Here is a 23,851-nt window from a genome sequence, read left to right as displayed (position 1 = left end):
GAACGACGCTGGGGTATTAACGGCCGGCGGATCAAAGACTTGAGCGCGGCACGACGAATCCGCGCAGCACCGCGCTCAACGCAGGCGCTCGGCCAGCTCGGCGAGTGCGGTCTCACGCGCATCGTCGCCCTCGCCTTCGCCCCCCCGGTCACGCGCCATGCCTCCACCACCCGGCGCCCACTCGGGATGGGCGCGCGCCCTTTCCAGCGCATAAGGCAGTGGCCCGTCCCGCCAGGCTTCGGCGACCTCGTCGAACACATCGTCGCCCACCGCCGCCTCGCCCTTCAGCTCGATCGGCGCGAGCGCCGCATGGCCGCGCCCCTCGAGCGCACCGAGCAGCTGGTGCTGGCGCAGCGCCACAAGACGCAGGATGGCGTCGTCCACCGTGAGTTCGCGGTGGCCGCGCAGGCGGGCGGCGATGCGCTCGCCGTAGTGCCCAAAGGTCTGCCACAGTCCGCCTGCCACCGCGCCGAGCGCAGCGGCCGCGCCGAGCGTGAGGCCACCGGTCATCAGGTCGATGCCGACGCCGGCCGCCGCGCCCGCGGCCACGCCGGTGGACACGCGGATGCCCATCTGGCGCAGGGTCTCGGGATTGAACAGGTCGTCGTCCCAGCGCCCGTCGGTAAGCGGCAGTTCGCTCGCGCGCGCGTCGCCAGGGCGGAAACGGTAGAGGCGGAGCAAGGCATCGACGCAGGCCTGCTCGCGCTGGCGCACCGCATCGCGCAGGCGCGCGACGGCCGCAGCCAGTGCGGCGTCGGAGGCGTCGCCGACACGGTCGCGACAGGCAGCCAGTTCGAGCAGCAGCGCCGCAACCAGCTGCCGCGCCGCCCGGCGACGCTCTTCGGCCTCGCGCACACGAGCGTCCATCAGCCGCTGCAGTGCCGGGCGGTGGTCGTGCATCAGCGTGGCCAGCGTCTCGAACAGCTCACGCTCGCCGTCGAGCGCGGGCGCCACGGTGTCGAAGCTGACCACCGCATGCAGGTTGAGCCGCGCCAGCGCTGCGCGCCAGTCGGTCGCGCGCGCCTCGGGCGAAGCCACGAAGTTGAGCACCGGCAGCAAGGGCCGCGCGCAGCCCGCCAGCAGACCGAGTTCGTCGCGATGCTTGGGCAGCACCGGGTCGCGCGCATCGACCACGTACAACGCTGCATCGCTGGCGAGCATCTGGCGCAGCACCTTGGCCTCCTGCTCGAAGCGGCCGTGTGCATCGGGCGTGGCGAGGAAGCGTTCGATGCGCGCCGGACCGTCGAGCCGCTCGCCCGGGGCAGCCAGGGCATCGACGAACTCGAGCAGCGCGATCGCATCCTCCATGCCCGGCGTGTCGAACAGTTCGACCGCCGGCAGGCCGTCAGCCATCAGGCGCAGGCCCTCGACGTGGCGCGTCGTCCCCGCCGCATCCGACACCTCGCCGAAGTCCACGTCGCGCGCCAGGGTACGCAGCAGCGAGGTCTTGCCGGTGTTGGTATGGCCGACGACGGCCACGCGCAGGATGCTGCTCATCACCTCGCCTCCTCCGTTGCGCTCGCATCATGCCCGCCGAGCCAGCACTGCGCCGCGGCAGCGTCGAGGATCAGCGCCTCGGGCGCGAAACCGAGCCGGGCGAGCCCCTCGCGCCACAGCGCGAGACGGGCGGTATCGCCACCAAGCGCCCAGACACGCGTGTCCGCGGCGTGCTCGGCCAGTTCGGCAATGAGCCCGAGCGTGCCGCGGTCGGGCGTACGGCGCGGATCAATGGCCACGAGCAGGCGGCCCGGCGCGTCGGCGGCAAAGCGGCTCAGCGCGGCGCGGCGCTGTTCGCGGCTGTCCAGGCGTCCTGCATCCAGCGTGGCGGGCAACTGCGCCGGCGGCCAGGCCACATCCGACCCCAGCTCCAGCGCCACCAGCGCGGCGGTACCGCTGGCGCCGGCGTGTGCGGCATGGCGCAGCGGGCGCGGCATGATCGCAGGCTCGGGATCGCTCACACCGATGCGTTCGCTGTCCGGCATCAGCACCGCCCGTAGCCGCGCATAGCCGGGCCGCGCCAGATCCAGCCTCAGCCGGCGCAGCGCCGCAAGCCACAGTCCGCCACAGGCCAGGGCCAGCAGCAGCCGAGGCAACAGCCCATACGCCAGTAGCGCACCGATCAGCCAGCCGGCCCACGCACGCCGGCCCGCCTCGTCCAGCATCGGCGCGTCCCCACTGGCAACGATCGTCGCCGGATCGGGCACCGGGAAGCCGGCCAGGGCCGGCAAGGCGCCGAGCGCCGTCGTCAGCCCGACGAAAAGCTCGCCGGGCAGGATCGTCGTCTCCCACACGAAGCCATAGCGCCGCGTGGCCAGCAGCGCGAGCACGCCGGCCACCGCCCCTGCCAGCGCCAGCGCCCATAGCGCATGCGTGATGCAGCCCAGCCCCCATTGGGCGATACGCGTGCGAGCCGTGAGACCGACGAGCGCCTGCAGCACGGCGGCCGCGACAGGCGAACGATCCAGCACCGCCACCACGCGCAGCCACACGCCGCCCAACGCACCGCCCCGCAGGGGCATGCCGCCGCGTACGGGCAGCGCGGTCGCCACCAGCCACAGCAGCAGGCTGAAAAGATTGACTCCGAGCAGCCCGCCCAGCGTCCACACCACATTGACCGGCCGGCTACCGTCCCCCAGCACGCCAGCGGCCGCGCCGAAACCGAACACCAGTGCGAGCACCGCCGCCACCGCGAGCACCAGCCGCGCACGGCCGTGCCAGTGCAGGATGGCGTCGCGCCAGCCTTCGCGCACGCCGATCGCATCGGCCCGATGCAGGATACGGGTTTCGAGATCCGCCGCTGCCGCGCGCGCGACGAGGCATTGAGCCCTGTCGTCCAGCGGCCCATGCCGTTCCTCATGCCGGCGCACCACCTCGGCGAGCCAGCGGGATTCGAAGGGAGTAAGCGAGCGGGATGGGAGCAAGAGGAGTCGGTGGCGTGTGAGTCCATGACAGGATAACAACCTCGCCGCCAATCCGCAGCGCTGCCGACCACGCCATCGACCACGTGACCGCCCTGCGGCGCAACGCACGCGGGCACCGCGCCACGACCGTGACATATTCCTCGCACGACGCCGTTTTGCCCCTCAAGAGCAGCCGAAAAAGCGCCGGCTTTGACAAGGATCAAACCAGGGCGGCCTGTGCGGGCTAGCCTGCGGGCATTGTTGATTTGCGGAGACGTCCATGACAACCGAACTGTTCCACTGGACCGACGAATTCGGTGTCGGCATCCAGGAGATCGACGAGCAGCACAAGGAACTCGTCGACCTGCTCAACCAGTTGCACACGGCGATCCAGGAGCATCATGGCTCGGAAACCTCGCGCAAGATCCTCGACAAGCTTGCCGACTACACGCGCACGCACTTCGCCGTCGAGGAAAGCCTGATGCGGGTGTCGAACTATCCCGACTTCGAGATGCACAAGCAGAACCACGAGGATCTGATCGGCCAGGTCCAGGCGCTGCAGGAGAAGCTCGACAACGGCCAGGCCGCGATCACCTTCGAACTGCTGCACTTCCTCAAGGTCTGGCTGATGCGGCACATCAACGAAGCCGACAAGCGCTTCGGCGTGCACTTCATGGCCCACGGCGGCGAGACCCAATGGTCCGACCACGTCGAGAGCGCCATGAAAAAGCGCAAGTGGTGGTGGAAGTTCTGGTAAAAAAGGCCGGTTCGCAGGACACCTTCAACTTCCCTCCGCAACCGGCCCCATGAAGATTACGACTGCTTCCCTGCTTGCCCTCGTGCTCGGCGCCCTGCTCGCGAGCGCTCCCGCCAGCGCCGAGTCCTTGGGCTGCCCTGATCTGTCTGCGGCAACGCAGGTCGCCGCATGCCCGACAGACGAAGAGTTGCGCTACACCTACCTGGGATTCTGCAGCGACAACGCCCGGCTATACGGCCGTGACGTCATGACCTGCGCCACCTTCGAGAACTATCGCGAAGTCAAGAACACAGCGCGGTGGGAATCGGCCGACGGCCGTTTCGACGGCTACCTGTCGTGCAACGTGGCCCCGGACGCGATCCGCGCATCGCCCGCGAAGCGCATGCATGTCGAACGCAAGGGCAGCCTGACACGGCTGATGTGCGACTACGACAACGACCACCGCCTGGTGCATCGCACCAAGGCCGCGTGCAAGATCGAAGTGGAAGACTGCACCAGCGGCGAATGCCGCGCCGCCTGCGAATGAGCTGCCGCGCGTGCGGCGCGGCGGTCGTCAGTCGGCGCGCAGCGGCGGCTGGCCGGTGAAGCTGCCCAGAATGGCGACGACTTCGTCCTCGGACAGGTCGCGCACGATGAAGACGAGCCGGCTGCGGCGATCATCGTAGGGCGGCGTGCCGGGCCAGGCCGGCAGGCTGGTCGTCGGATACAGGCTGTGCTGCACGCACTGCAGCACCCGCGGCAGCGGGTCACCCACGACATTGAGCAGCCCTTTGAGGCGCAGGATGCGTGCGCCGTAGACCTGCAGCAACAAGCCCAGTCCATCCGAGAACTCGTACCACGACAAGGGCTGATCGAAAGTCAGCACGAAGCTGCGGACGCCCGCATCGTGGCGCGGCGGGCCATCGTCGTGCGTGACCACCGCCGCCTGCGCCCCACCCTTGCGCCACACCGGCGCCGCGCTCACTGCGCGCTGACGGGCGGCACGCGCGGCTTCCTCGCCCAGCCAGGCGGCGACGTCCGGGTGCTTGCCGGCCGCGTCGTACAGCCCGCACTCGAACAGCGCATCCGGCGCCACAACGCCCTGCGCCACCTCGATCTGGCGCGCACCCGGATTCAGCGCCGCCAGCCGTTCCGCCAGCGCCCCACGCCCGGCCTCGTCGGCCAGATCGCACTTGGTCAGCAGCAGGCGGTCCGCCATCGCCACCTGTCGCACGGCCTCGGCGTGCGTGGCGAGCTGATCCACGGCATGCGTGACATCGACCGCCGTCACCACGCCGTCGATGCGATAACGCTCGGCGAGGAAGGGATCGGACATCAGCGTGTGGATCACCGGCGCCGGATCGGCGAGCCCGGTCGTCTCGATCAGCACGCGCTTCAGACCCTTCAGCTCGCGTCGCAATGCGCGCATGAAAAGGCTCTTCAGCGCCCGCACCAGATCGCCCTGCACGCTGCAGCAGATGCAGCCCGAATCGAGCACGACGAGGGTCTCGTCCACCTTCTCGACCAGATGGTGGTCGACCCCGACCTCGCCGAACTCGTTGATCAGCACCGCGCAGCCGTCCATCTCGGGCTGGCGCAGCAGGTGGTTCAGCAGCGTCGTCTTGCCGGCGCCGAGGAAGCCGGTGAAGACCGTCACCGGGATGCGATGGTCCTCGGCGGCGGGTGTGGTGCTCACTGCCAGCCTCCACCCAGCGCCTTGTATAGCGCAACCCGGTTGGTGGCATCGGACAGGCGGACCGAGATCAGCTCGAGCTCGGCGGCATAGAGGCTACGCTGCGCGTCGAGCAGGTTCAGGTAGCTGTCGACCCCGCCCTTGTAGCGCGCCTCGGACAGCTCGAAGCTCTTCTGCGTGGCCTCGACCAACTTGCGCCGCGCGTCGAGCTGCTCGGCCAGCGTGGCGCGATCGGCCAGCGCGTCGGCGACCTCGCGGAAGGCCGACTGGATCGCCTTCTCGTACTGCGCGATGGTGATGTCGCGCTGGATCTCGGCCACGTCCAGGCTGGCCTGCAGGCGGCCGGCCTCGAAGATCGGGATGCGGATCTGCGGCATGAAGCTCCACGCACGCGATCCGCTCTCGAACAGGCCGTCGAGCGAGGCACTGGCGGTGCCGACCGTGGCGGTGAGCGTGATCGACGGGAAGAAGGCCGCGCGCGCCGCGCCGATGCTGGCATTCGCCGCGCGCAAGGCATATTCGGCCTGCACGACGTCGGGACGGCGGGTCAGCACTTCGGACGGCACGCCGGCGGGCAGCACGGCCACGCTGGCGATCGCCGCATCGAGCCCCTGCGGCAGCAGTTCCGCCGACACGCCCGCGCCGACGACCAACGCCAGGGCGTTCTCGTCCTGCGCCACCAGCGCGGCGTAACGGGCGGCATCGGCGCGCGCGGTCTGCAGCAGGGTCTCGGCCTGGCGCAGGTCCAGCGCCGAAACTGCACCGGCGTCGAAGCTGCGCTGCGTCAGCTCGAAGGACTTCTGCCGGGTGTCGAAGGTACTGCGCGCCAGCGCGAGGCGCTCGCGGTCGGCCGCCAGGCGCAGCCAGGCGTTGGCGACTTCGGCCACCAGGCTGATCTGGGCGCTGCGGCGTGCCTCCTCGGTGCCGAGATAGACCTGCAGCGCCTGTTCCTCCAGGCTGCGGACGCGGCCGAAGAAATCGAGCTCGTACGAGGCGAAGCCGAGGTTGGCGCTGTACTGACGGCTGACCGCGGACTCGCCCGAGCTGTTCAGGTCGCCCGGCACGCGCTGCGCGCTCTGTCCCCCGCCGGCGGTGATGGTCGGGAACAGGTCGGCACGCTGGATGCCGTACTGTGCCCGCGCGCGCTCGATGTTGAGCGCGGCGACGCGCAGATCGCGGTTGTTCTGCAGCGCCAGGGCGATCACCTCGCGCAGACGGGCATCGGCGAAGTAGTCACGCCAGGCGATGGCCTCGGCCTGCTGCGTGGCAGCCGAAGCCTCGGCCGGGGCGGCCTGCGGGAAGCTGGCGGGTACCGGCGCGGCCGGCCGCTCATACGCGGGGATCATCGAGCACGCACCGAGCGTGGCGGCGGACAGCGCCACCACGAGGCTGCGAACGCGAACCGAAAGCGGAGTCATCGGAACTCTCATGTCAGCGGCCCTCCTGAGCGGCCGGAACGGACACAGCATCCGCATCTTCGCGCGGTTTGTCCGGGAAGATGCGCTTGATCACGACGTAGAACAGCGGCACGAAGAAGAGGCCGAGCAGGGTGGCGGCGATGGTGCCGCCCAGCACGCCGGTGCCAATCGCGTTCTGACTGCCGGCACCGGCGCCGGTGGCCGTCGCCAGCGGCAGCACACCGAAACCGAATGCGAGCGAAGTCATGATGATCGGGCGCAGTCGCATGCGCACCGCGGTCAGCGTGGCGGCGATCAGGTCCTTGCCCTCCTCCATCTGCGCCTTGGCGAACTCCACGATCAGGATCGCGTTCTTCGACGACAGGCCGATGGTGGCGAGCAGGCCGACCTGGAAGTAGATGTCGTTGGACATGCCGCGACCGGTGGCGGCGAGCAGCGCACCGAGCACACCGAGCGGCACCACCAGCATCACCGCGAAGGGCACCGACCAGCTCTCGTACAGTGCCGCCAGGCACAGGAAGACCACCAGCAGGGACAGGGCGTAGAGGGCCGGCGCCTGCGAGCCGGAGCGGCGTTCCTCGTACGAAGTACCGGACCAGTCGTAGCCGATGCCCGGCGGCATCTTCGCCATGATGTCCTCGACCGCCTGCATCGCCTCGCCGGAGGACAGGCCCGGCGCCGACTGGCCGAGGATCTCCATCGACGGCTGGCCGTTGAAGCGCTCCAGGCGTGGCGAGCCGTAGGTCCAGTGCGCGGTGGCGAAGGCCGAGAACGGCACCATGTCGCCGGCCTTGTTGCGCACGTACCACTTGTCGAGGTCCTCGGGCGTCATGCGCGCGGGGGCGTCGCCCTGCAGGTAGACCTTCTTGATGCGGCCGCGGTCGAGGAAGTCGTTGATGTAGCTGCCGCCCCAGGCGGTCGACAGGGTGTCGTTGATGTCGGCGATCGACAGCCCAAGCGCGCCGGCCTTGGCGTGGTCGATGTCGAGCTTGAGCTCCGGCATGTCCTCCTGGCCGTTCGGGCGCACGCCGACCAGGCGCTTGTCCTGCGCCGCCATGCCGAGGAACTGGTTGCGCGCGGCTAGCAGCGCATCGTGTCCGAGGCCGGAGCGGTCCTGCATCTGAACGGTGAAGCCGCCCGAGGTGCCGAGCTCGATCACCGCCGGTGGCACGAAGGCGAACACCATCGCCTCGCGGATCTGCGCGAACGCGCCCATCGCGCGCCCGGCGATCGACTTGACGTCCTGGCCGGGGGCGGTGCGCTCGTCCCAGTGCTTCAGGTTCACGAAACCGACGCCCATGTGCTGGCCGCTGCCGCCGAAGCTGAAACCGGCGACGGTGAAGATCGCGCGCACCGAGTCCTTCTCGGTCTCGAGGAAGTGCTGCTCGACCTTCTTCAGCACCTCGAGCGTGCGCTCCTGGGTCGCACCGGCGGGCAGCACGACCTGGTTGAACATCACGCCCTGGTCTTCCTCGGGCAGGAAGGAGGTGGGCATGCGCACGAAGAGCAGGCCGAGCACCGCGACGATGGCGATATAGATGGCGAGGAAGCGCACGCTGCGCTTGAGGATGCCGCCGACGGCCGACTCGTAGCCCTTGGTGCTGCGATCAAACTTCAGGTTGAACCAGTGGAAGAACTTGCCGAACAGGCCGCCTTCGCCGTGCTCGTGACCTTTTTCCACCGGCTTCAGGATGCTCGCGCACAGGGCCGGGGTGAACACGATCGCCACCAGCACCGACAGCGCCATCGCCGACACGATGGTGATCGAGAACTGACGGTAGATCACGCCGGTGGAACCGCCGAAGAAGGCCATCGGCACGAACACCGCCGACAGCACGAGGCCGATGCCGATCAGCGCGCTGGTGATCTGGTCCATCGAGCGCTTGGTGGCCTCCTTGGGCGGCAGGCCCTCCTCGGTCATCACGCGCTCGACGTTCTCGACCACCACGATGGCGTCATCCACCAGCAGGCCGATCGCCAGCACCATGCCGAACATGGTCAGCGTGTTGATCGAGAAGCCGAAGGCGGCCATCAGGCCGAAGGTGCCGAGCAGCACCACCGGGATCGCCATGGTGGGGATCAGCGTGGCGCGGAAGTTCTGCAGGAACAGGTACATCACCAGGAACACCAGCACCACCGCCTCGATCAGCGTCATCACCACCGACTCGATCGAGATCTTGACGAAGGGCGTGGTGTCGTAGGGGACGACGTACTCCACGCCCTCGGGGAAGTAGCGCTGCATCTCGTCGAGTCTGGTGCGCACCGCGGTCGCGGTGTCGAGCGCATTCGCACCGGAGGCCAGGCGGATGCCGACGCCCGCGGCCGGCTGACCGTTGAAGCGGGCGACGGTGCCGTAGTTCTCGGCGCCGATCTCGATGCGCGCGACGTCCTTCAGGCGCACCTCGCCACCCTGCGCGCTGCTGCGCAGCAGGATGTCCTCGAACTCCTGCACGGTCTGCAGCCGGCTCTGCGCAGTGATCGTGGCGGTGAAGCCCTGGCCGGGCACGGCCGGCGTGCCGCCGAGCTGGCCGGCGGACACCTGGGTGTTCTGCGCCACCAGCGCGGCACGCACGTCACCCGGGGTGAGGCGGTAGTTCGTGAGCCGGGCCGGATCCATCCACACGCGCATCGCGTACTGCGCGCCGAACACCTGGACCTCGCCCACGCCATCGACCCGCGACAGCGGATCCTGCACCGAGGACACCAGGAAGTCCGACAGGTCGGTGCCCGTCATCGAGTTGTCCCTGGACACGAAGCCGACCACCATCAGGAAGTTCATCGCCGACTTGGCGACCGTCACGCCCTGCTGCTGCACGGCCTGCGGCAGCAGCGGCAGGGCAGTCTGCATCTTGTTCTGCACCTGCACCTGGGCGATGTCGGGGTCGGTGTCGGCGGAGAAGGTGAGCGTGGTCGAGGCGTTGCCGTAGGCGTCGCTGGTCGACTTCATGTACAGCAGGCCGTCGAGGCCGGTGAGCTTCTGCTCGATGATCTGCGTCACCGAGTCCTCGACCGCCTTGGCCGAGGCGCCCGGGTAGCGGGCGTTGATGACGATCGCGGGCGGCGCGATCGACGGGTACTGGGACACCGGCAGCTGCTGGATGGACAGCGCGCCCGCCAGCATGATGACGATGGCGATGACCCACGCGAAGATGGGTCGGTCGATGAAGAAGCGGGCCATGGTGCGCTACCTCACTTCGGCGCGACGGCGGCGGAAGCGCCGGCCTCGCTCTCGGCAGCCGCTTCCTGCGCCTGCACGGGCACGCCGGGGCGGACCTTCTGCAGGCCATCGACGATGATGCGCTCCCCGGCGGCCAGGCCGCCGGTGAGGACCCAGTTCGAACCGAGCGACTGCGCCACCTGGACCGGGCGCGCCTCGACCTTGTTCTCCGCGTTCACCACCATCACCTGCGCATTGCCGCGCGTATCGCGCGACAGCGCCTTGTGCGGCACCCGGATCGCCTCGCTGCGCGTGCCCTGCGGCAAGCGGGCACGCACGTACATGCCTGGCAGAAGCACGCCCTTGGCATTCGGGAACTGGGCACGCAAGGTCACGCTGCCCGTACCTTCGTCCACCGTGACCTCCGACAGCGCGAGCCTGCCTTCGGCGGAATACTCGCTGCCGTCCTCGAGCAGCAGCTTGACCGGCACGTCACCCTTCGCACTCGCCGTGAGCCGCCCGGCCTCGATCTCGCGACGCATGCGCAGCAGTTCGGCACTGGACTGGGTCAGGTCGACATAGATCGGGTCGAGCTGCTGCACCGTCGCCAGCGACTGCGCCTGGTTCGCGGTGACGAGCGCCCCGGCAGTCACCGCAGAGCGACCGATACGCCCGCTGATCGGCGACTTGAGCTGAGTGTAGTCGAGGTCGATCTTCGCCTTGTCAAGCGCAGCCCGGGCGGCGGCGAGGTCGGCCTCGGCCTGCTTGAGCGCGGCCTGGGCATCGTCATTGGCCTGCTTGCTGACCGCCTCGATCTTCACCAGATCGGCATGGCGCTGGGCCTTCAGCCGCGCGACCTGCAGGTTGGCCTCGGCACGGGCGAGGCTCGCCTTCGCGCTGTCGAAAGCCGCCTGATAGGGCCCGGCATCGATGCGGTACAAGACCTGTCCCGCCTTGACCTCGCTGCCCTCGGTGAAGGCGCGCTGGGTCAGGATGCCCGTGACCTGCGGTCGCAGCTCGGCGATCAGGTAGGGGCTGGTGCGGCCGGGCAGCTCGGCCACCATCGCCAGTTCCTCGACCTTGACGGTCTGCACGGTAACGGCCGGTGCCTGCGGGGCCCCAGGGGCCGGTGCGCCCCCCTGTTCCTTGCCGCCACTGCAGGATGCAAGGAACAGCGCGCTGAGCGCCGCCACCACGGCGGGCTTGAGGAAGGCATTGTTCGTGGTCTTCATTGGAGCCTCGTGAACGCGGGGAACGGGGATTTTCGCCAGGCTCTTGGCCTGCGCTTTAACCCCGCCCTTTAGAACGGTTATTCTAGAATGAACGCTCATTCTATGTTAGCCTTTGCTGCATCGCAAGAAAATTGACGCTGCATTCTGGCGCACTTGCCACCCCAGGCACATGCGCACGACACGAAAAGCGAACCTCACGCATGCAACGCACGGATACGACCTCCAGCACCGACGCCTCGCGCGCCGCCGCCCGCCGCCAGCAGATCCTCATTGCTGCGGCGCAGTGTTTCCGCGACCACGGATTCCATGCTGCAAGCATTGCCAAGATCTCGATTGCGGCGGGGATGAGCCCAGGCCACATCTATCACTACTTCGAGAACAAGGAAGCGATCATTGCGGCCATCGTCGCGCAGGATCTCGAGAGCCTGCTCACCCTGACCGCCGAGCTACGCGCCGCCTGCAACGTGCGCGAAGCCCTGATCGAGCGCGCCGCCGAAGGCGTTGCCGACCAGCTCGACACGGACAGCGCGGCGCTCAAGCTCGAGATCGTGGCCGAAGCCGCACGCAATCCGCGCGTCGCCCAGATCGTGCGCGACGCCGATGCCGCCTGTCGGCGCGAGCTTGCGGTCACCATCCGCGCCATCCGCCGCGTCGCGGGTCACGAGGATTCGCCCGAGGCCGTTGCCGACATGGGAGAAGTGCTGGCCTGCCTGTTCGAAGGCCTGCTGCTGCGTTCGATCCGCAATCCCGACCTCGACCGCCAGCGCGTCGCCCGGCGCATCCAGATCGCGATCAACGACCTGCTGGACCAGCCGGGCGGCTAGCGGTCACGCCGGACCGCTTGCGGTTACAGGTAGCCCAGCTTCCCTGGCAGCCACAGCGCAAGCTGGGGGAACACGATCATCAGCGTCAGTCCGGCGCCCATGGCCAGGACCAGCCAGATCACCCAGCGGAAGGTCTCTTCCATGCCGATGCCGGCAATGCGCGAGGTGATCATCAGCGAGATAGCCATCGGTGGCGTGAACTGCCCGATGGCGAGGTTGATCGTCATCATCACGCCGAACCACACCAGGTCCCAGCCCATCGCCACCGCGATCGGCACCAGCAATGGCAGCAGGATCAGGAAGATCGAGATCGCGTCGAGGAACATGCCGGCGACGAGCAGCAGCAGGTTGATCGACAGCAGCATCATCCATTCGCTGGAGTGCAGCCCGACCAGCGCCTTCGCCGCAACATCGAAGATACCCAGCGTATTGCCCGCCCATGCGAACACCGAGGCGATGCCGATGATCATCAGCACCACGGCCGACAGCTCGCCGGCATCGACCAGGATACGGAACAGGCCCTTCAGGCTGATGCTGCGGTAGACGACCATGCCGACGAAGATGCCGTAGGCCACCGCCACCACCGCGGCCTCGGTCGGGGTGAAGACGCCGGTACGCAAGCCGCCGAGGATGATCACCGGCGCCAGCAGGCCCCATATCGCATCGATGAAGCTCTTGCCCAGCGGCGGACGCTCGGCCTTGTAGTCGCGGCCGAACCCATGCTTGCGGCTGATGATGATGGCCGGCACCAGCAGGCAGAGCGCGGCAATCATGCCCGGGAAGAGGCCGGCGGCGAACAGCGCCGGCACCGTCGCTGCAGGCACCATCACGCTGTAGACGATGAAGGCGACCGAGGGCGGGATGATGATCGCAGTCGAACCCGAGGCGGCGATCAGGCCGGCCGAGAAGCCCTTCGGATAACCGCGCGCGATCATCGACGGCAACATCACCGCCGCCACGGCCGCGGCGTCGGCCGGGCCGGAGCCGGAGATGCCGCCCAGCAGCATCGACACCAGCACGGCAACGACCGCCAGCGAGCCGGTCCATTCGCCCACCATTGCGGTGACGAAGCGCACCAGGCGCACCGCCACCCCGGAGCGCTCGAAGATCATGCCGGCGAGGATGAACATCGGGATCGCCAGCAAAGGGTACTTGGCGATGCCGGCGTAGATGTTGGTCGGCACCGCAAGCTGGTCGAACCCCGCCATCGCCAGCACGGCGACGCTGGCAACGCCCAGGCCGGTGGCCAGCGGCATGCCCGCCACCAGCGCGAGCAGGAACAGACCGATCAGGACGGTGCCGATCATGCGCGCCTCCGCATGCGGGTCAGCACCAGACGCAACACCAGCGCGACCGCCAGCACCGGCATCCACACCGTGTACCACCACTGCGGCACGCCCAGCGCGGGCGAAGTCTCTTCAAACCGGTACTGGTCCCAGGTCAGGCGCCCGGCATAGAAGGCGATGAAGGCGAACAGGCTGGCCGTGACCGCGAACGAGAGCCAGTCGGCCACGGCACGGCCCCCCGGCGGCAACTTGCGTACGAAGAAATCGACCCGGATGTGGCGGTCAAAGGCAAAGGCCGCCGAGGAGCCGACAAAAGACAACACGATAAGCAGCGCGATCGAGAACTCCTCGGTCGCGGCGAAGGACTGCGAGGTGAAATAGCGCGCCAGTACGTTGCCGAAGGTGATCAGTACGATCAGCCCCATGACGATGCCGGAGAGGATCTGTTCGACGGTGTAGGGCGCAGGGCTCGCGTCTTCGTGCTGCGATTCGATGCTCATCAGAACTGCCAAGGAAAATGGAAACAGCCCCGGCCAGCGGCGACCGAGGGCAGGCGGGGCGCAAGGCGGGATCGCGGTCGCCCGCGTAGCCGGGGATGTGCCGGATGTTCCTGGTGCGGGCGAGGACTGTCTGAGCCCGAAGGGCGAGTTCCACAGCCCGCAGAAGGAATGTCCGGCACAGCCACGGCGGACAAAACGAGGGCAATCAACGCTTGGCGATGTCTTCCTCGGCCTGCTTGACCAGGTCCGAACCGATCTTCTCGGCCCATTCCTTGTACACGCCGGCCGTGGCCTTGCGGAAGGCGTCGCGCTCGGCATCGGAGAGGCGGACTACCGCAACGCCGTTGGCCTCGATCTCCTTCAGCAGCGCGTCGTCACTCTCCGAGATGCCGGCGCGGGCACGGGCAATCTCTTCCTTCGCCGCCTGCTGCGCGGCCTCGGACACCGCCTTGCGATCCGCCTCGGACCACGAGTTCCACACGTTCTTGTTGACCACGAAGATCAGCGGATCGGCCACATAGCCCCACAAGGTCAGGTGCTTCTGCCCCACCGTGTGCAGCTTGGCCGCATTGAACACGGCCAGCGGGTTCTCCTGGCCATCCACCGCACCGGTCGCCATCGCCGGCTGGGCATCGGCCCAGCTCATCTGCGTCGGGTTGGCACCCAGCGCGTTGAAGGTGGCGAGGAACAACGGCGAACCCACCACGCGCATCTTCATGCCCTTCACGTCGTCCGGCGTGCGGATCGGCTTCTTCGAATTCGACACCTCGCGGAAACCATTCTCGCCCCAGGCCAGCGGCACCACGTCGCGCTCTGCCAGGGTGTCGAACATCTTCTTGCCGACGCGGCCCTGCGTCAGCGCATCGATCGCCTTGTGGTCCGGCATCAGGAAGGGCAGCGCGAACAGGTTCAGCTCCTTCACCTGCGGCGACCAGTTGATGGTCGAGCCCACCGCCATGTCGATGATGCCCTGGCGCAGCGCGGTGAATTCCTTGGTCTGGTCGCCCGACACCAGCGAGGTGCCCGGATAGACCTTGATCTTGATCCGGCCTTCGGTCTTCTCGGCCACCAGGTCGGCCCAGCGCTTGGCGCCCCAGCCCCACGGGAAGGCTTCGCCGAGCACGGTCGACAGCTTGTATTCGTCCTTGTACTGCTGGGCCGAGACCGGCATCGACAGGCCGAGCGCCGCGGAAGCGAACAGACCGGCGATGAGGGCGTTGAAGCGGCGTTTTTGCATGAGACGTCTCCGTTTCTTGGTTTTGAGTCGAGACGCGCGGCGGCGGACGCAGCGCAAGGGGAGGGCCGATTCTACAAACCGTGGGCGCGGCGGGCCAGCGCAAAATCGCCCGATGCCGCCAGCGGGCTGCTCAACGCGGTGCCAACACCCGCCGCAGGAAGTCGGTGAGACTGCCGAGATGGTGCTCGAGATCGGCGAAGGATTCGTGGTCGCCCGACACCGTGATCAGCTCGACCGGCGTCTCGCCCCGTGCCGCGAAGATCTGGTGCGCCTCGTCGATCGGCACCACCTCGTCGTCCTCGCCATGCACCAGCAGCACCGGCCTGCGGATGCGCGAGACGGTGGCGACCGGCGCGATGTCGTCGAAGCGATGGCCGATGGTGCGCTGCACATAGTCGAGGATGTAGCGGCCGACCGGGCGCTCGGGCAGGTGCTTGGCCGCCAGCCAGCGCCGCATCATCGCCGCAGGATGGGAGAAGGCGGCCACGCTGACCACTGCCGCTACCTGCGGCCTGCGCGACGCCGCCAGCAGCACGGCGCCCGCCCCCACCGAATGGCCCAGCAGCGCGATGCGCCGCGGGTCGACGCCCGCACGCGTGGCGAGCCAGTCGAAGGCGTGCTCGACGTCCTCGGCGAAGCGTGGCAGCGAGGCGAAACTGTCCTCATCGCTCGCGCCGTGGCAGCGCGCATCGACGAACAGCGTGGCGAAGCCGGCCTCGTGCAGCGGCCGCGCCAGCGGCAGCATCAGCGCCGCATTGCCGCCCCAGCCATGCAGCACCACCACCGCAGGCGCGGCAGCGCTGCCCGGCACGGGAATGAACCAGCCATGCAGGGTCTTGCCGTTGGCCGTGGCGATGCGCACCGTGTCGAAGCCCAGGCCGAGCGCCGCAGGGTCGGTGTCATGCGGCACGCGCGGCGCCGCCAGCCCCTTGCGGATCCCCCAGTGCACGGCGGCGCGACCGCCGGCCAGGGCTGCTGCCCCGGCGGCAAAGGCCGCGAACAGTCCGGTCGTCGTCGCCATGGCCCCTCGACTCCGCCCTCAGCCCGTCAGCCCGGCCCACCACAGGCGGGCGCGGATGCCCCACTCGGTGGTGTAGCCGACACTCACCGAACGGATCCGGCCCTCGCGGTCGAGCACGACGAAGGCCGGCACGCCCCGCAGGCCGTAGCGGCCTGCGATGCGTCCGTCGGCATCCACGGCCGTCGTCCAGTCCAGCCCGCGCGCGGCCAGCACCTGCGCCACGGCCGCGGCGTCGCCGGACTGCATCGCCACCGTCAGCACCGGCCAGTCGGCCTGCACGTCGTCCATGCTGCCCTGCTGCGCGGTGCAGATGCCGCACCAGTCGGCCCAGAAATAGAGCCCGATCGGCCCGTCCGCATGGGCCGAGCGCCACGCCGCCAGGCTGAGTTCCCCGCCTGCCGCCGCCGGCGCGGCGAACGGCGGCGCCTCGCCGTCGGGCACGTGGCGCGCCTGCACCCAGTGCATGCCGAGCACGATGGCGACGACGAACGCCAGGTCGCGCGAGAAACGCCGCCAGCGCGAGGGCTTGACGGAAACCGGCGTCGCGGCCGGATCAGGTTCGGTCATGGCACAGTCCGTGTCGTGCGCTGCAAGGGCATCGCGTCTTCAATCCATCACCCAGCGCAGACCGCCCAGTTCGCGCTCGAACAGGCGCCAGCCGCCCTCGCCACTGCACAGGCCGTAGCGGAACGGCGTGTTGTCGCGCCCCGGCGTCATGAAGCGCAGGTCCACGAAATTCGCGCACAGCAGGCCCGAGGGACCGTTCTCGACATGGTCGAGGACCGGGAACATCGCGAACCAGCGATAGAAGGCGAAATCCTTCGCCTGCCACACCCTCTGCGCGAGTTCGCGCGTACCGTTATCGCCGAAGCGCTCGCGCACCTCCCACTTCGCCATCGCCACCGGCTGGTAGGGCGCCGAGAAACGGCGGATGAAGTTGTCGTCGGCGCTCGCCACCAGCGGCTCGCTGCGCCGGGTATTGATGTGGGCGTAGTGGTAGCGCTCGCCGTCGAACACGATCGCGGTCCAGTTGAAGGGCGAAGCCGGCCGCGGCGCCGCATCGACCAGCACCGCCTGGATGCCCTCGCGGGCGGCGTAATCGCGCGCGGCCTCGATCGCCTCACCGCGCCCGACCGCCTGCACCCCCACCCAGCCCGCCAGCAGGACCAGCGCGCTCACCGCCGGCACCCGGCTGCTGCGCCACAGCGCGCTCACCAGCAGGCCGGCGAGGATGATGCCGGTGAAGGGCAGATCGATGATGAAGGTCGTGCCCCAGCCGAAGCGCCGGTCCGAGAACGGCGACAGGATCATGGTGCCGAACTGGGTGATGAGGTCGCCCAGGATGTGCACGAAGATCGCGCTGCAGACAACGAGGTAGAAGGACCGCCACCCCGCCCCGCCCCGCCCGCCGCGCTGCCAGAAGCGCGCCAGCAGCCAGGCGATCAGCAGCCCCCACAGGGGCAACAGCACGAGCGAATGGGTCACGCCGCGATGGCCGCGCAGGTAGGTGAGCTCGGACACCCAGCCGAGCACGAAGTCGAGATCGGGAAAGGTCGCGGCCACGGTGCCGGCGACCACCACCTGCCACACCGGCGGCCGTGCCATCGGCGCCGTGGCGGGCGGCGCCCGGCGGCCGGCAAGCATGCGGCCGACGAGGGCGCCCGAAAGGGCATGGGTCAAGGTGTCCATCGAATTCCGGAAGTCGTTGCGTTCTATCGGTCTGCCGGCCCCGGCCACAGCTGGCGGAGCGCGGGCATCAGCGCGCGCCAGTCCGGCGCCGAGCGGGTATCGATCGGCAGCACGCGCGCGAGTTCCTCCTCTTCGAGCGGTTCGCGCGTCCGAAGTTGCGCCTCGAGCACCGCGAGATCGGCTTCCGAGGCGTCTTTGCCCGCCGCCGCACGTCGGCGCACCCGCTCGCGCAGTACCTCGGGCGGCGCATCGAAAGCGAGGATCACGAAGGGCACGCCGAGCACGCCCGCCAGTTCGACCAGGCTGCGGCGCTGCGCGCGCCTGAGGAAGGTCGCATCGAGCAGCACCGGATAGCCCGCCGCCACCACCGTTCGCGCCAGCTCGGCGAGCCGCGCGTAGGTGCGCGCGGTCGCCTCGGCGGAATACAGCCCGCCGCCGAGCGCCGACCCGCTCGCCGCCGCGGCGTCGAGGCCGAACAGGCGCTTGCGCTCGACGTCGGCGCGCACCCGGATCACGCCGCCCTGTTCCACCAGCGGCTGCGACTGGCTGCTCTTGCCGGAACCGGACACGCCGCAGGCGATCAGCAGGGCCGGCGCCGTCGGCCGCGCCTGGGCCGCTGCCAGCGCGAGGTAGCGCGCACACTCCGCCAGGCTCTCGCTGCGCGCCTCGCCGTCGACCTGGCTGGCGCGGATCGCCGCGATCTTGGCCCGTACCATCGCACGGTAGCTCACATACCAGGGCAGCAGTCGCAGGCCGCCGTAGTCACCACTGCGCTCAAGCCAGGCATTGAGGAAGCGGTTGGCCAGCACGTCCTGCCCGCGCAGCTGCAGGTCCATGACCAGGAAGGCGATGTCGGCGACGACGTCCGTCCACCGCAGTTCGGCGCTGAACTCGATCGCATCGAACAGGCGCGGCTCGCCTTCGAGCACGATCAGGTTGCCCAGGTGCAGGTCGCCGTGGCATTCGCGCACCCGGCCTTCCGCCAGGCGGGCATCGAACACCGACGCCAGCGTCACCGCCTGCGCTTCGACCCAGGCCTCCACCCGCGCCAGCTCGGCCCGCAGCGCCGGATCCTCGATCCGCTCCCGCACCTGCGCGAAGTTCTGCCGCACCGGCGCCAGCACCGCCGCCGCATCGCCAAAACCCTCGCCCGGTTTCGCCACCGCCGCAACGGCATGGAAATCCGCGACATGGCGCGCGAGACGGTCGAACAGTTCGGGCACCAAGGCACCCGCCGCCAGCCGATGGGCCAGCAGCGCGGACTGCTCGAAGCGGCGCATGCGCACCAGGTAGTCGTCTGCCACGGCACCCGCGGCCGGTGCTTCGCCGCCCACGCGCACACCCTCCCCGGCACGCCACACCGGCACCACCGCTTCGTAAAGCTCAGGCGCCGTACGCTGGTTCAGTCGCAGTTCGGCCTCGCAGGCCTCGCGGCGGCGGTCGACCGTGCTGAAATCCAGGAAACCCAGATCGAGCGGCTTCTTCAGCTTCCAGGCGTGGTCGCCGGCCAGCAGCACCCAGGAGATGTGGGTCTCGATCAGGCTCACGCCGCCGTCCGAGCCGGGCAGCACACCCGGCTGCATCAGCTGGCGCAGCAATCCGCGCTCGCCGCCGTTTTCCTCTCGCATTTCCAGACCCTCCATCGCAATCCGCACGCCGGCGGACACCGTTTCTCAAGCCCGAATCCCGCATCATGGACAGGCGCGGCGCAGGGGGCAATGATGCGGGCGATTCAAGGCAGATCGACAAGGGAATCGCATGCGCGCCGGAAATCGTCGCGCCCCGCGGGCACCTGACGCCCGGAACCCCGACTACGGAAAGCGGCTGCCCTCGCTGAAGAACGCCACCAGCCGGTCGAACACGAGGCGGATGCGCGCCGCCACCGGGCCGCGCTGGGGGCGGTACACCGAGAGGCTCCACGGCTCGGGCGCCAGTTCGGGCAGCACTTCGACCAGCCGCCCCGAGCGCAGATGCGGCGCGGCCAGGTAGGCGGTGAGCTGGCCGAAGCCGACGCCGGCGAGCACCGCCTCGGCCTCGGCGCCAGTGTCGTCGGTGGCGAAGGTGGGCGCGCGCGGCAGCCACTGCTGGCCGCCGGCCAGGAACCACGCCCAGGGCCGCCCGGTGTTGGGATCGATGGCGACCGTGGTCGGACGCTCGGCCAGCTCCTGCAGTGTCTTCGGTGCGCCGCAGCGCGAGAGCAGCTCGGGCGCGGCGACGATGTGGAAGGACACGCTCGACACCGCCCGCGCGACGAAGCGGCTGTCGCGCAGCACGCCGACGCGGATGCCGATGTCGATCTGCTCATCGACCACGTCGGCGAACTGGTCGGAGAAGCGCAGGTCGAGCTGCAGCCCCGGATGCTGCGCGCACAGCTCGCCCAGCACCCGCATCAGCCCGTGGCGGCCGAGTGCCCGCGGCGCGGTGATGCGCACCAGACCGGCCAGCTCGCTGGCGCGCGCCTGGTCGGCGCCCTGGAAGATCGCATCCACGCCCTGCAGGCTCAGCCGCGCCCGCGCCGCAAGCTGTTCGCCGACTTCGGTGATGCGGTTGTGACGGGTGTTGCGATGGAAGAGCAGCTCCCCGACATGGCCCTCCAGCTCCTTCACCGCGCGCGTGACCGCCTGCGGCGACACGCCGAGGCGGGTGGCGGCTTCCTTGAAGTTGCGCGACTCCGCGGCGGTGCAGAAGATGCGCAGCATTTCGAGGCGGTTCAGCATGCTCGTCGTCCAGTCGGATTGAGGGTCGGATTATTCCAGAAGCTGGAATCGTGAAATCTCAAATTATCCATTTATCGGATTTAGCCGCATACGGATACTTTCAGCGTCGCGGGCAGTGCGCCCGCTTGTCTTCAGGATTCCAGCCATGTCCATCAAATCGCGCGCCGCCGTGGCCTTCGGCCCCAACCAGCCCTTGCAGATCGTCGAAGTGGATGTCGAGCCGCCGAAGAAGGGCGAAGTGCTGGTGCGCATCGTCGCCACCGGCGTGTGCCACACCGACGCCTTCACGCTCTCGGGCGACGACCCCGAGGGCATCTTCCCGTCCATCCTCGGCCACGAGGGCGGCGGCATCGTCGAAGCCGTCGGCGAGGGCGTGACCTCGCTCGCGGTCGGCGACCACGTGATCCCGCTGTACACGGCCGAATGCCGCGAGTGCAAGTTCTGCAAGTCGGGCAAGACCAACCTGTGCCAGGCGGTGCGCGCCACCCAGGGCAAGGGCCTGATGCCCGACGGCACCACGCGCTTCTCCTACCAGGGCCAGCCGATCTACCACTACATGGGCACCTCGACCTTCTCGGAATACACCGTGGTGCCCGAGATCTCGCTCGCCAAGATCGACAAGGACGCGCCGCTGGACAAGGTCTGCCTGCTCGGTTGCGGCGTCACCACCGGCATCGGCGCAGTGCTCAACACCGCCAAGGTGGAAGAAGGCGCCAGCGTCGCTGTCTTCGGCCTGGGCGGCATCGGGCTGGCGGCGATCATCGGCGCGAAGATGGCCAAGGCCGGCCGCATCATCGCCGTCGACATCAACCCGGCCAAGTTCGACATCGCGAGAAAGCTCGGCGCGACCGACTTCGTCAACCCGAAGGACCACGACAAGCCGATCCAGGACGTGATCGTCGGCCTGACCGACGGCGGCGTGGATTACTCCTTCGAGTGCGTCGGCAACGTCAAGCTGATGCGTGCCGCACTCGAGTGCTGCCACAAGGGCTGGGGCGAATCGACCATCATCGGCGTAGCGGGCGCCGGGCAGGAGATCAGCACCCGTCCGTTCCAGCTCGTCACCGGCCGCGTATGGCGCGGCAGCGCCTTCGGCGGCGTGAAGGGCCGCACCGAGCTGCCGAGCTACGTGCAGAAGGCACAGAAAGGCGAGATTCCGCTCGACGACTTCATCACCCACACCATGCCGCTCGAGGACATCAACAAGGCCTTCGACCTGATGCACGAGGGCAAGAGCATCCGCACGGTGATTCACTTCTGATCGAGCTGCAGCCGCAGCGCGCCCACGCTCCCTGCGAGACCGGCCGCGCTGCCCCATCCTGACCCCACCTTGCCCGGAGACATGGCCATGAGTCTGGAAATCCTCAGCACCCAGAAAAGCTTCGGCGGCTGGCACAAGCGCGTCCGTCACCACTCGCAGGCACTGGCCTGCGACATGGTGTTCGCGGTCTACCTGCCACCGCAGGCCGAGCAGGCGGGCCCCCGCCTGCCGGTGCTGTACTGGCTGTCGGGACTCACCTGCACCGACGAGAACTTCATGCAGAAGGCGGGCGCGCAGCGCATGGCCGCCGAGCTGGGCCTCATCATCGTGGCCCCCGACACCAGCCCGCGCGGCGCCGGGGTGCCGGGCGACCCGGACGGCGCGTGGGACTTCGGCCACGGCGCCGGCTTCTATGTGAACGCCACGCAGGCACCGTGGTCGCGCCACTACCGCATGTACGACTACGTGGTGGAGGAGCTGCCCGCGCTGGTCGAGGCGCACTTCCCCGCCTCCGACCGGCGCGGCATCAGCGGCCACTCCATGGGCGGGCACGGCGCGCTGGTGTGCGCGCTGCGCAACCCGGGGCGCTACCGCTCGGTGTCGGCCTTCGCGCCGATCACGAACCCGATGCAATGCCCGTGGGGTGAAAAGGCCTTCTCGCGCTACCTGGGCGACGAGCGCACGCAATGGCGCGAATGGGACGCCTGCGCGCTGATTGCGCAGGCTGCGGAACGTCTGCCGCTGCTGGTCGACCAGGGCGAGGCCGACGGCTTCCTCGCCGAGCAGCTCAAGCCCGAGGCCCTGCAGGCCGCCGCCACCGCAGCCGGCCACCCGCTGACGCTACGCCTGCAGCCGGGCTACGACCACAGCTACTACTTCATCGCCAGCTTCATCGAGGATCACCTGCGGCATCACGCGCGGGCGCTGGCGGGGTAAGCACACCGGCTGCGGCCTTCGGCGCCGCAGCCGGTGGATCACGCTTGCACCTTCACCCGGCTCCCCCTCACCCCCTGCACCACCTCGATCGTCACGTCGATCTGCTGCTTCATCTCCTCGACGTGCGAGATCACGCCCACCGTGCGACCGCGCTGTTGCAGGTCGATCAGCGCCTTCATCGCCATGTCGAGCGATTCCGGGTCGAGGCTGCCGAAGCCTTCGTCGATGAACAGGGTGTCGAGCTGCACGCCCCCGGCGTAGGCCTGGACCACGTCGGACAAACCGAGCGCGAGCGACAGCGAGGCCATGAAGCCCTCGCCGCCGGACAGGGTGCTGGCCGGGCGCGTACGGCCGGTGTATTCGTCGAAGACCTCGAGATCGAGGCCCGCGGCGCGGCGGGCATCGGCCACGTCCTCGCGCCGCTGCAGCTGGTAGCGGCCGCGGCTCATGGCCGACAGACGCAGCGAGGCCGCGCGCAGCACGTCGTCGAGCAGCGCGGCGAGCACATAGCGCTGGAAGGTGAGGTTGCGGCAGTTGTTGCCGTTGGCGATGTCGGCGAGATGACCGACGACGCGGTATTCGGCCTCGATGGCACCGGATTCGCGCGCGATCTCCTCGAGACGGGCGAGCGTGTCGGTGACGGTGCGCAGCTCGCTGCGGGTCTGGCCGATGCGGTCGACCACCGCTTCGACCTGCGCGCGCGACGCCGTGGCGCGGGCGTCGAGTGCGGCGAGATCGGGACGGACCAGGCCGGCCACCGCCTGCGCGGCGCGTCCGGCACGCTCGTGGGCCGCGGCGCGGCGGTCGTCGGCATCACGGACGGCGGACTCGAGCATCGCGATGCGCGCGGCCGGCAGCAGCGCCGCACGCCAGGCAGCTTCCGCGTGGTCCGCGGCCCCCTCGTCCCCCTTGCTCGTGCCGTCCGGCCAGAAGCCTGCCGTCTGCAAGGCCGCGACGAACTGCCGATGCGCCTCGACGACACGCGCCTGTGCGGCCTGCACGCCCTCGGCCAGCGTGGCGTGCTGCGCGCGCAGCGCGGCCGCCCGGCTGGCCGCTTCGCCGTGGGTGGACTGGGCCTGTTGCAGCGCGCGTTCCAGACGCTGGCGCGTGTCCTGCGCCTGGGCAATGCCGGCCTGCAGCGCGGCCGGGGTACGCAGGGCTTCGGGCACGCCTGCGCGACGCTCGTCGGCCACGTGCTGCGCGGCGCGCGCGGCGCTGGCGGCCTCCGCCGCCTGGGTGCGGGC

At 69.2% G+C, this 23,851-nt stretch carries 20 protein-coding genes; 5 read left to right on the top strand and 15 right to left on the bottom strand.

Annotation, left to right across the window (positions count from 1 at the left end; translation table 11 throughout):
* Window positions 1–75: 75 nt before the first annotated feature.
* Complete coding sequence (locus C664_RS16245; protein ID WP_004264207.1) at window positions 76–1,497, bottom strand: GTPase/DUF3482 domain-containing protein; 1,422 nt, start codon at window positions 1,495–1,497, stop codon at window positions 76–78.
* Window positions 1,497–2,921 carry a DUF2868 domain-containing protein gene (locus tag C664_RS16240; RefSeq protein ID WP_051019160.1) on the bottom strand — a complete coding sequence of 475 codons (1,425 nt, stop codon included), beginning with the start codon at window positions 2,919–2,921 and terminating at the stop codon, window positions 1,497–1,499. The genes C664_RS16245 and C664_RS16240 overlap by 1 nt, the downstream gene beginning before the upstream one ends.
* Before the next feature lie 259 nt (window positions 2,922–3,180).
* Here C664_RS16240 and C664_RS16235 point away from each other — a divergent pair, with 259 nt between their 5' ends.
* A complete protein-coding gene (locus tag C664_RS16235) occupies window positions 3,181–3,657 on the top strand; it encodes a bacteriohemerythrin (protein WP_004264202.1) in 477 nt (158 codons plus the stop codon).
* A 49-nt stretch (window positions 3,658–3,706) separates the two neighbouring features.
* The gene (locus C664_RS16230; RefSeq protein ID WP_004264199.1) at window positions 3,707–4,183 is read left to right on the top strand and encodes a hypothetical protein; all 477 of its coding nucleotides are present in this window, start codon (window positions 3,707–3,709) and stop codon (window positions 4,181–4,183) included.
* A 27-nt stretch (window positions 4,184–4,210) separates the two neighbouring features.
* Here the strand turns inward: C664_RS16230 and C664_RS16225 are convergent, their stop codons facing one another.
* The 4 genes from C664_RS16225 to C664_RS16210 are packed head-to-tail and all read right to left on the bottom strand — an operon-like array spanning window position 4,211 to window position 11,136.
* Entirely contained in the window at window positions 4,211–5,332 is a 1,122-nt protein-coding gene (locus C664_RS16225; RefSeq protein WP_004264196.1) for a CobW family GTP-binding protein, read from the bottom strand.
* Complete coding sequence (adeC, locus tag C664_RS16220; RefSeq protein WP_004264193.1) at window positions 5,329–6,747, bottom strand: AdeC/AdeK/OprM family multidrug efflux complex outer membrane factor; 1,419 nt, start codon at window positions 6,745–6,747, stop codon at window positions 5,329–5,331. The genes C664_RS16225 and adeC overlap by 4 nt, the downstream gene beginning before the upstream one ends.
* Window positions 6,748–6,760: 13 nt before the next feature.
* Window positions 6,761–9,925: an efflux RND transporter permease subunit gene (locus C664_RS16215; protein WP_004264190.1), complete on the bottom strand. Its 3,165-nt coding sequence runs from the start codon at window positions 9,923–9,925 to the stop codon at window positions 6,761–6,763.
* A gap of 11 nt (window positions 9,926–9,936) precedes the next feature.
* Window positions 9,937–11,136 (bottom strand): efflux RND transporter periplasmic adaptor subunit, encoded by a 1,200-nt coding sequence (locus C664_RS16210; RefSeq protein WP_004264182.1) that lies wholly within the window; start codon window positions 11,134–11,136, stop codon window positions 9,937–9,939.
* Between the two features lie 200 nt (window positions 11,137–11,336).
* On the opposite strand from C664_RS16210, the gene C664_RS16205 reads away from it, so the two are divergent.
* Complete coding sequence (locus C664_RS16205) at window positions 11,337–11,960, top strand: TetR/AcrR family transcriptional regulator (protein ID WP_004264180.1); 624 nt, start codon at window positions 11,337–11,339, stop codon at window positions 11,958–11,960.
* A 23-nt stretch (window positions 11,961–11,983) separates the two neighbouring features.
* Here C664_RS16205 and C664_RS16200 read toward each other — a convergent pair whose 3' ends face one another.
* The 8 genes from C664_RS16200 to C664_RS16165 all read right to left on the bottom strand — a co-directional run bounded on the left by C664_RS16200 (window position 11,984) and on the right by C664_RS16165 (window position 20,410).
* Window positions 11,984–13,267 carry a TRAP transporter large permease gene (locus C664_RS16200; protein ID WP_004264178.1) on the bottom strand — a complete coding sequence of 428 codons (1,284 nt, stop codon included), beginning with the start codon at window positions 13,265–13,267 and terminating at the stop codon, window positions 11,984–11,986.
* Window positions 13,264–13,746: a TRAP transporter small permease gene (locus C664_RS16195; protein WP_004264177.1), complete on the bottom strand. Its 483-nt coding sequence runs from the start codon at window positions 13,744–13,746 to the stop codon at window positions 13,264–13,266. The genes C664_RS16200 and C664_RS16195 overlap by 4 nt, the downstream gene beginning before the upstream one ends.
* 205 nt (window positions 13,747–13,951) lie before the next feature.
* A complete protein-coding gene (locus C664_RS16190; protein ID WP_004264175.1) occupies window positions 13,952–14,983 on the bottom strand; it encodes a DctP family TRAP transporter solute-binding subunit in 1,032 nt (343 codons plus the stop codon).
* 130 nt (window positions 14,984–15,113) lie between these two features.
* The gene (locus tag C664_RS16185; protein ID WP_004264171.1) at window positions 15,114–16,004 is read right to left on the bottom strand and encodes an alpha/beta hydrolase; all 891 of its coding nucleotides are present in this window, start codon (window positions 16,002–16,004) and stop codon (window positions 15,114–15,116) included.
* Window positions 16,005–16,022: 18 nt separating this feature from the next.
* On the bottom strand, window positions 16,023–16,571 hold the full coding sequence (locus C664_RS16180; protein WP_004264170.1) for a redoxin domain-containing protein: 549 nt from the start codon (window positions 16,569–16,571) through the stop codon (window positions 16,023–16,025).
* Window positions 16,572–16,610: 39 nt separating this feature from the next.
* A complete protein-coding gene (locus C664_RS16175) occupies window positions 16,611–17,693 on the bottom strand; it encodes a metal-dependent hydrolase (protein ID WP_004264169.1) in 1,083 nt (360 codons plus the stop codon).
* Between the two features lie 23 nt (window positions 17,694–17,716).
* A complete protein-coding gene (locus tag C664_RS16170; protein WP_038012148.1) occupies window positions 17,717–19,321 on the bottom strand; it encodes a bifunctional aminoglycoside phosphotransferase/ATP-binding protein in 1,605 nt (534 codons plus the stop codon).
* A 183-nt stretch (window positions 19,322–19,504) separates the two neighbouring features.
* Window positions 19,505–20,410, bottom strand: a complete 906-nt coding sequence (locus tag C664_RS16165) for a LysR family transcriptional regulator (RefSeq protein ID WP_004264167.1) — start codon at window positions 20,408–20,410, stop codon at window positions 19,505–19,507.
* 145 nt (window positions 20,411–20,555) lie between these two features.
* On the opposite strand from C664_RS16165, the gene C664_RS16160 reads away from it, so the two are divergent.
* On the top strand, window positions 20,556–21,671 hold the full coding sequence (locus C664_RS16160; protein ID WP_004264166.1) for an S-(hydroxymethyl)glutathione dehydrogenase/class III alcohol dehydrogenase: 1,116 nt from the start codon (window positions 20,556–20,558) through the stop codon (window positions 21,669–21,671).
* A gap of 87 nt (window positions 21,672–21,758) precedes the next feature.
* Window positions 21,759–22,607, top strand: coding sequence for an S-formylglutathione hydrolase (gene fghA / locus C664_RS16155; RefSeq protein ID WP_004264165.1), 849 nt, complete (start codon window positions 21,759–21,761; stop codon window positions 22,605–22,607).
* A gap of 38 nt (window positions 22,608–22,645) precedes the next feature.
* Here the strand turns inward: fghA and C664_RS16150 are convergent.
* The coding region (locus C664_RS16150; protein WP_004264164.1) for an AAA family ATPase at window positions 22,646–23,851 on the bottom strand (1,206 nt) is incomplete at its 5' end.

Source organism: Thauera sp. 63 (genome assembly GCF_000310165.2).
GTDB lineage: Bacteria > Pseudomonadota > Gammaproteobacteria > Burkholderiales > Rhodocyclaceae > Thauera > Thauera humireducens.
Note: the sequence above shows the minus strand (reverse complement) of the source record. Positions and strands in the feature narration are given on the sequence as shown.

Coding starts and splice junctions, on each gene's coding strand:
- C664_RS16200 (WP_004264178.1), bottom strand. CDS start 13,267: ATGATCGGCACCGTCCTGATCGGTCTGTTCCTGCTCGCGCTGGTGGCG.
- C664_RS16170 (WP_038012148.1), bottom strand. CDS start 19,321: ATGCGAGAGGAAAACGGCGGCGAGCGCGGATTGCTGCGCCAGCTGATG.
- C664_RS16230 (WP_004264199.1), top strand. CDS start 3,707: ATGAAGATTACGACTGCTTCCCTGCTTGCCCTCGTGCTCGGCGCCCTG.
- C664_RS16160 (WP_004264166.1), top strand. CDS start 20,556: ATGTCCATCAAATCGCGCGCCGCCGTGGCCTTCGGCCCCAACCAGCCC.
- C664_RS16190 (WP_004264175.1), bottom strand. CDS start 14,983: ATGCAAAAACGCCGCTTCAACGCCCTCATCGCCGGTCTGTTCGCTTCC.
- C664_RS16195 (WP_004264177.1), bottom strand. CDS start 13,746: ATGAGCATCGAATCGCAGCACGAAGACGCGAGCCCTGCGCCCTACACC.
- C664_RS16245 (WP_004264207.1), bottom strand. CDS start 1,497: ATGAGCAGCATCCTGCGCGTGGCCGTCGTCGGCCATACCAACACCGGC.
- C664_RS16185 (WP_004264171.1), bottom strand. CDS start 16,004: ATGGCGACGACGACCGGACTGTTCGCGGCCTTTGCCGCCGGGGCAGCA.
- C664_RS16205 (WP_004264180.1), top strand. CDS start 11,337: ATGCAACGCACGGATACGACCTCCAGCACCGACGCCTCGCGCGCCGCC.
- C664_RS16210 (WP_004264182.1), bottom strand. CDS start 11,136: ATGAAGACCACGAACAATGCCTTCCTCAAGCCCGCCGTGGTGGCGGCG.
- fghA (WP_004264165.1), top strand. CDS start 21,759: ATGAGTCTGGAAATCCTCAGCACCCAGAAAAGCTTCGGCGGCTGGCAC.
- C664_RS16215 (WP_004264190.1), bottom strand. CDS start 9,925: ATGGCCCGCTTCTTCATCGACCGACCCATCTTCGCGTGGGTCATCGCC.
- adeC (WP_004264193.1), bottom strand. CDS start 6,747: ATGACTCCGCTTTCGGTTCGCGTTCGCAGCCTCGTGGTGGCGCTGTCC.
- C664_RS16175 (WP_004264169.1), bottom strand. CDS start 17,693: ATGGACACCTTGACCCATGCCCTTTCGGGCGCCCTCGTCGGCCGCATG.
- C664_RS16180 (WP_004264170.1), bottom strand. CDS start 16,571: ATGACCGAACCTGATCCGGCCGCGACGCCGGTTTCCGTCAAGCCCTCG.
- C664_RS16235 (WP_004264202.1), top strand. CDS start 3,181: ATGACAACCGAACTGTTCCACTGGACCGACGAATTCGGTGTCGGCATC.
- C664_RS16165 (WP_004264167.1), bottom strand. CDS start 20,410: ATGCTGAACCGCCTCGAAATGCTGCGCATCTTCTGCACCGCCGCGGAG.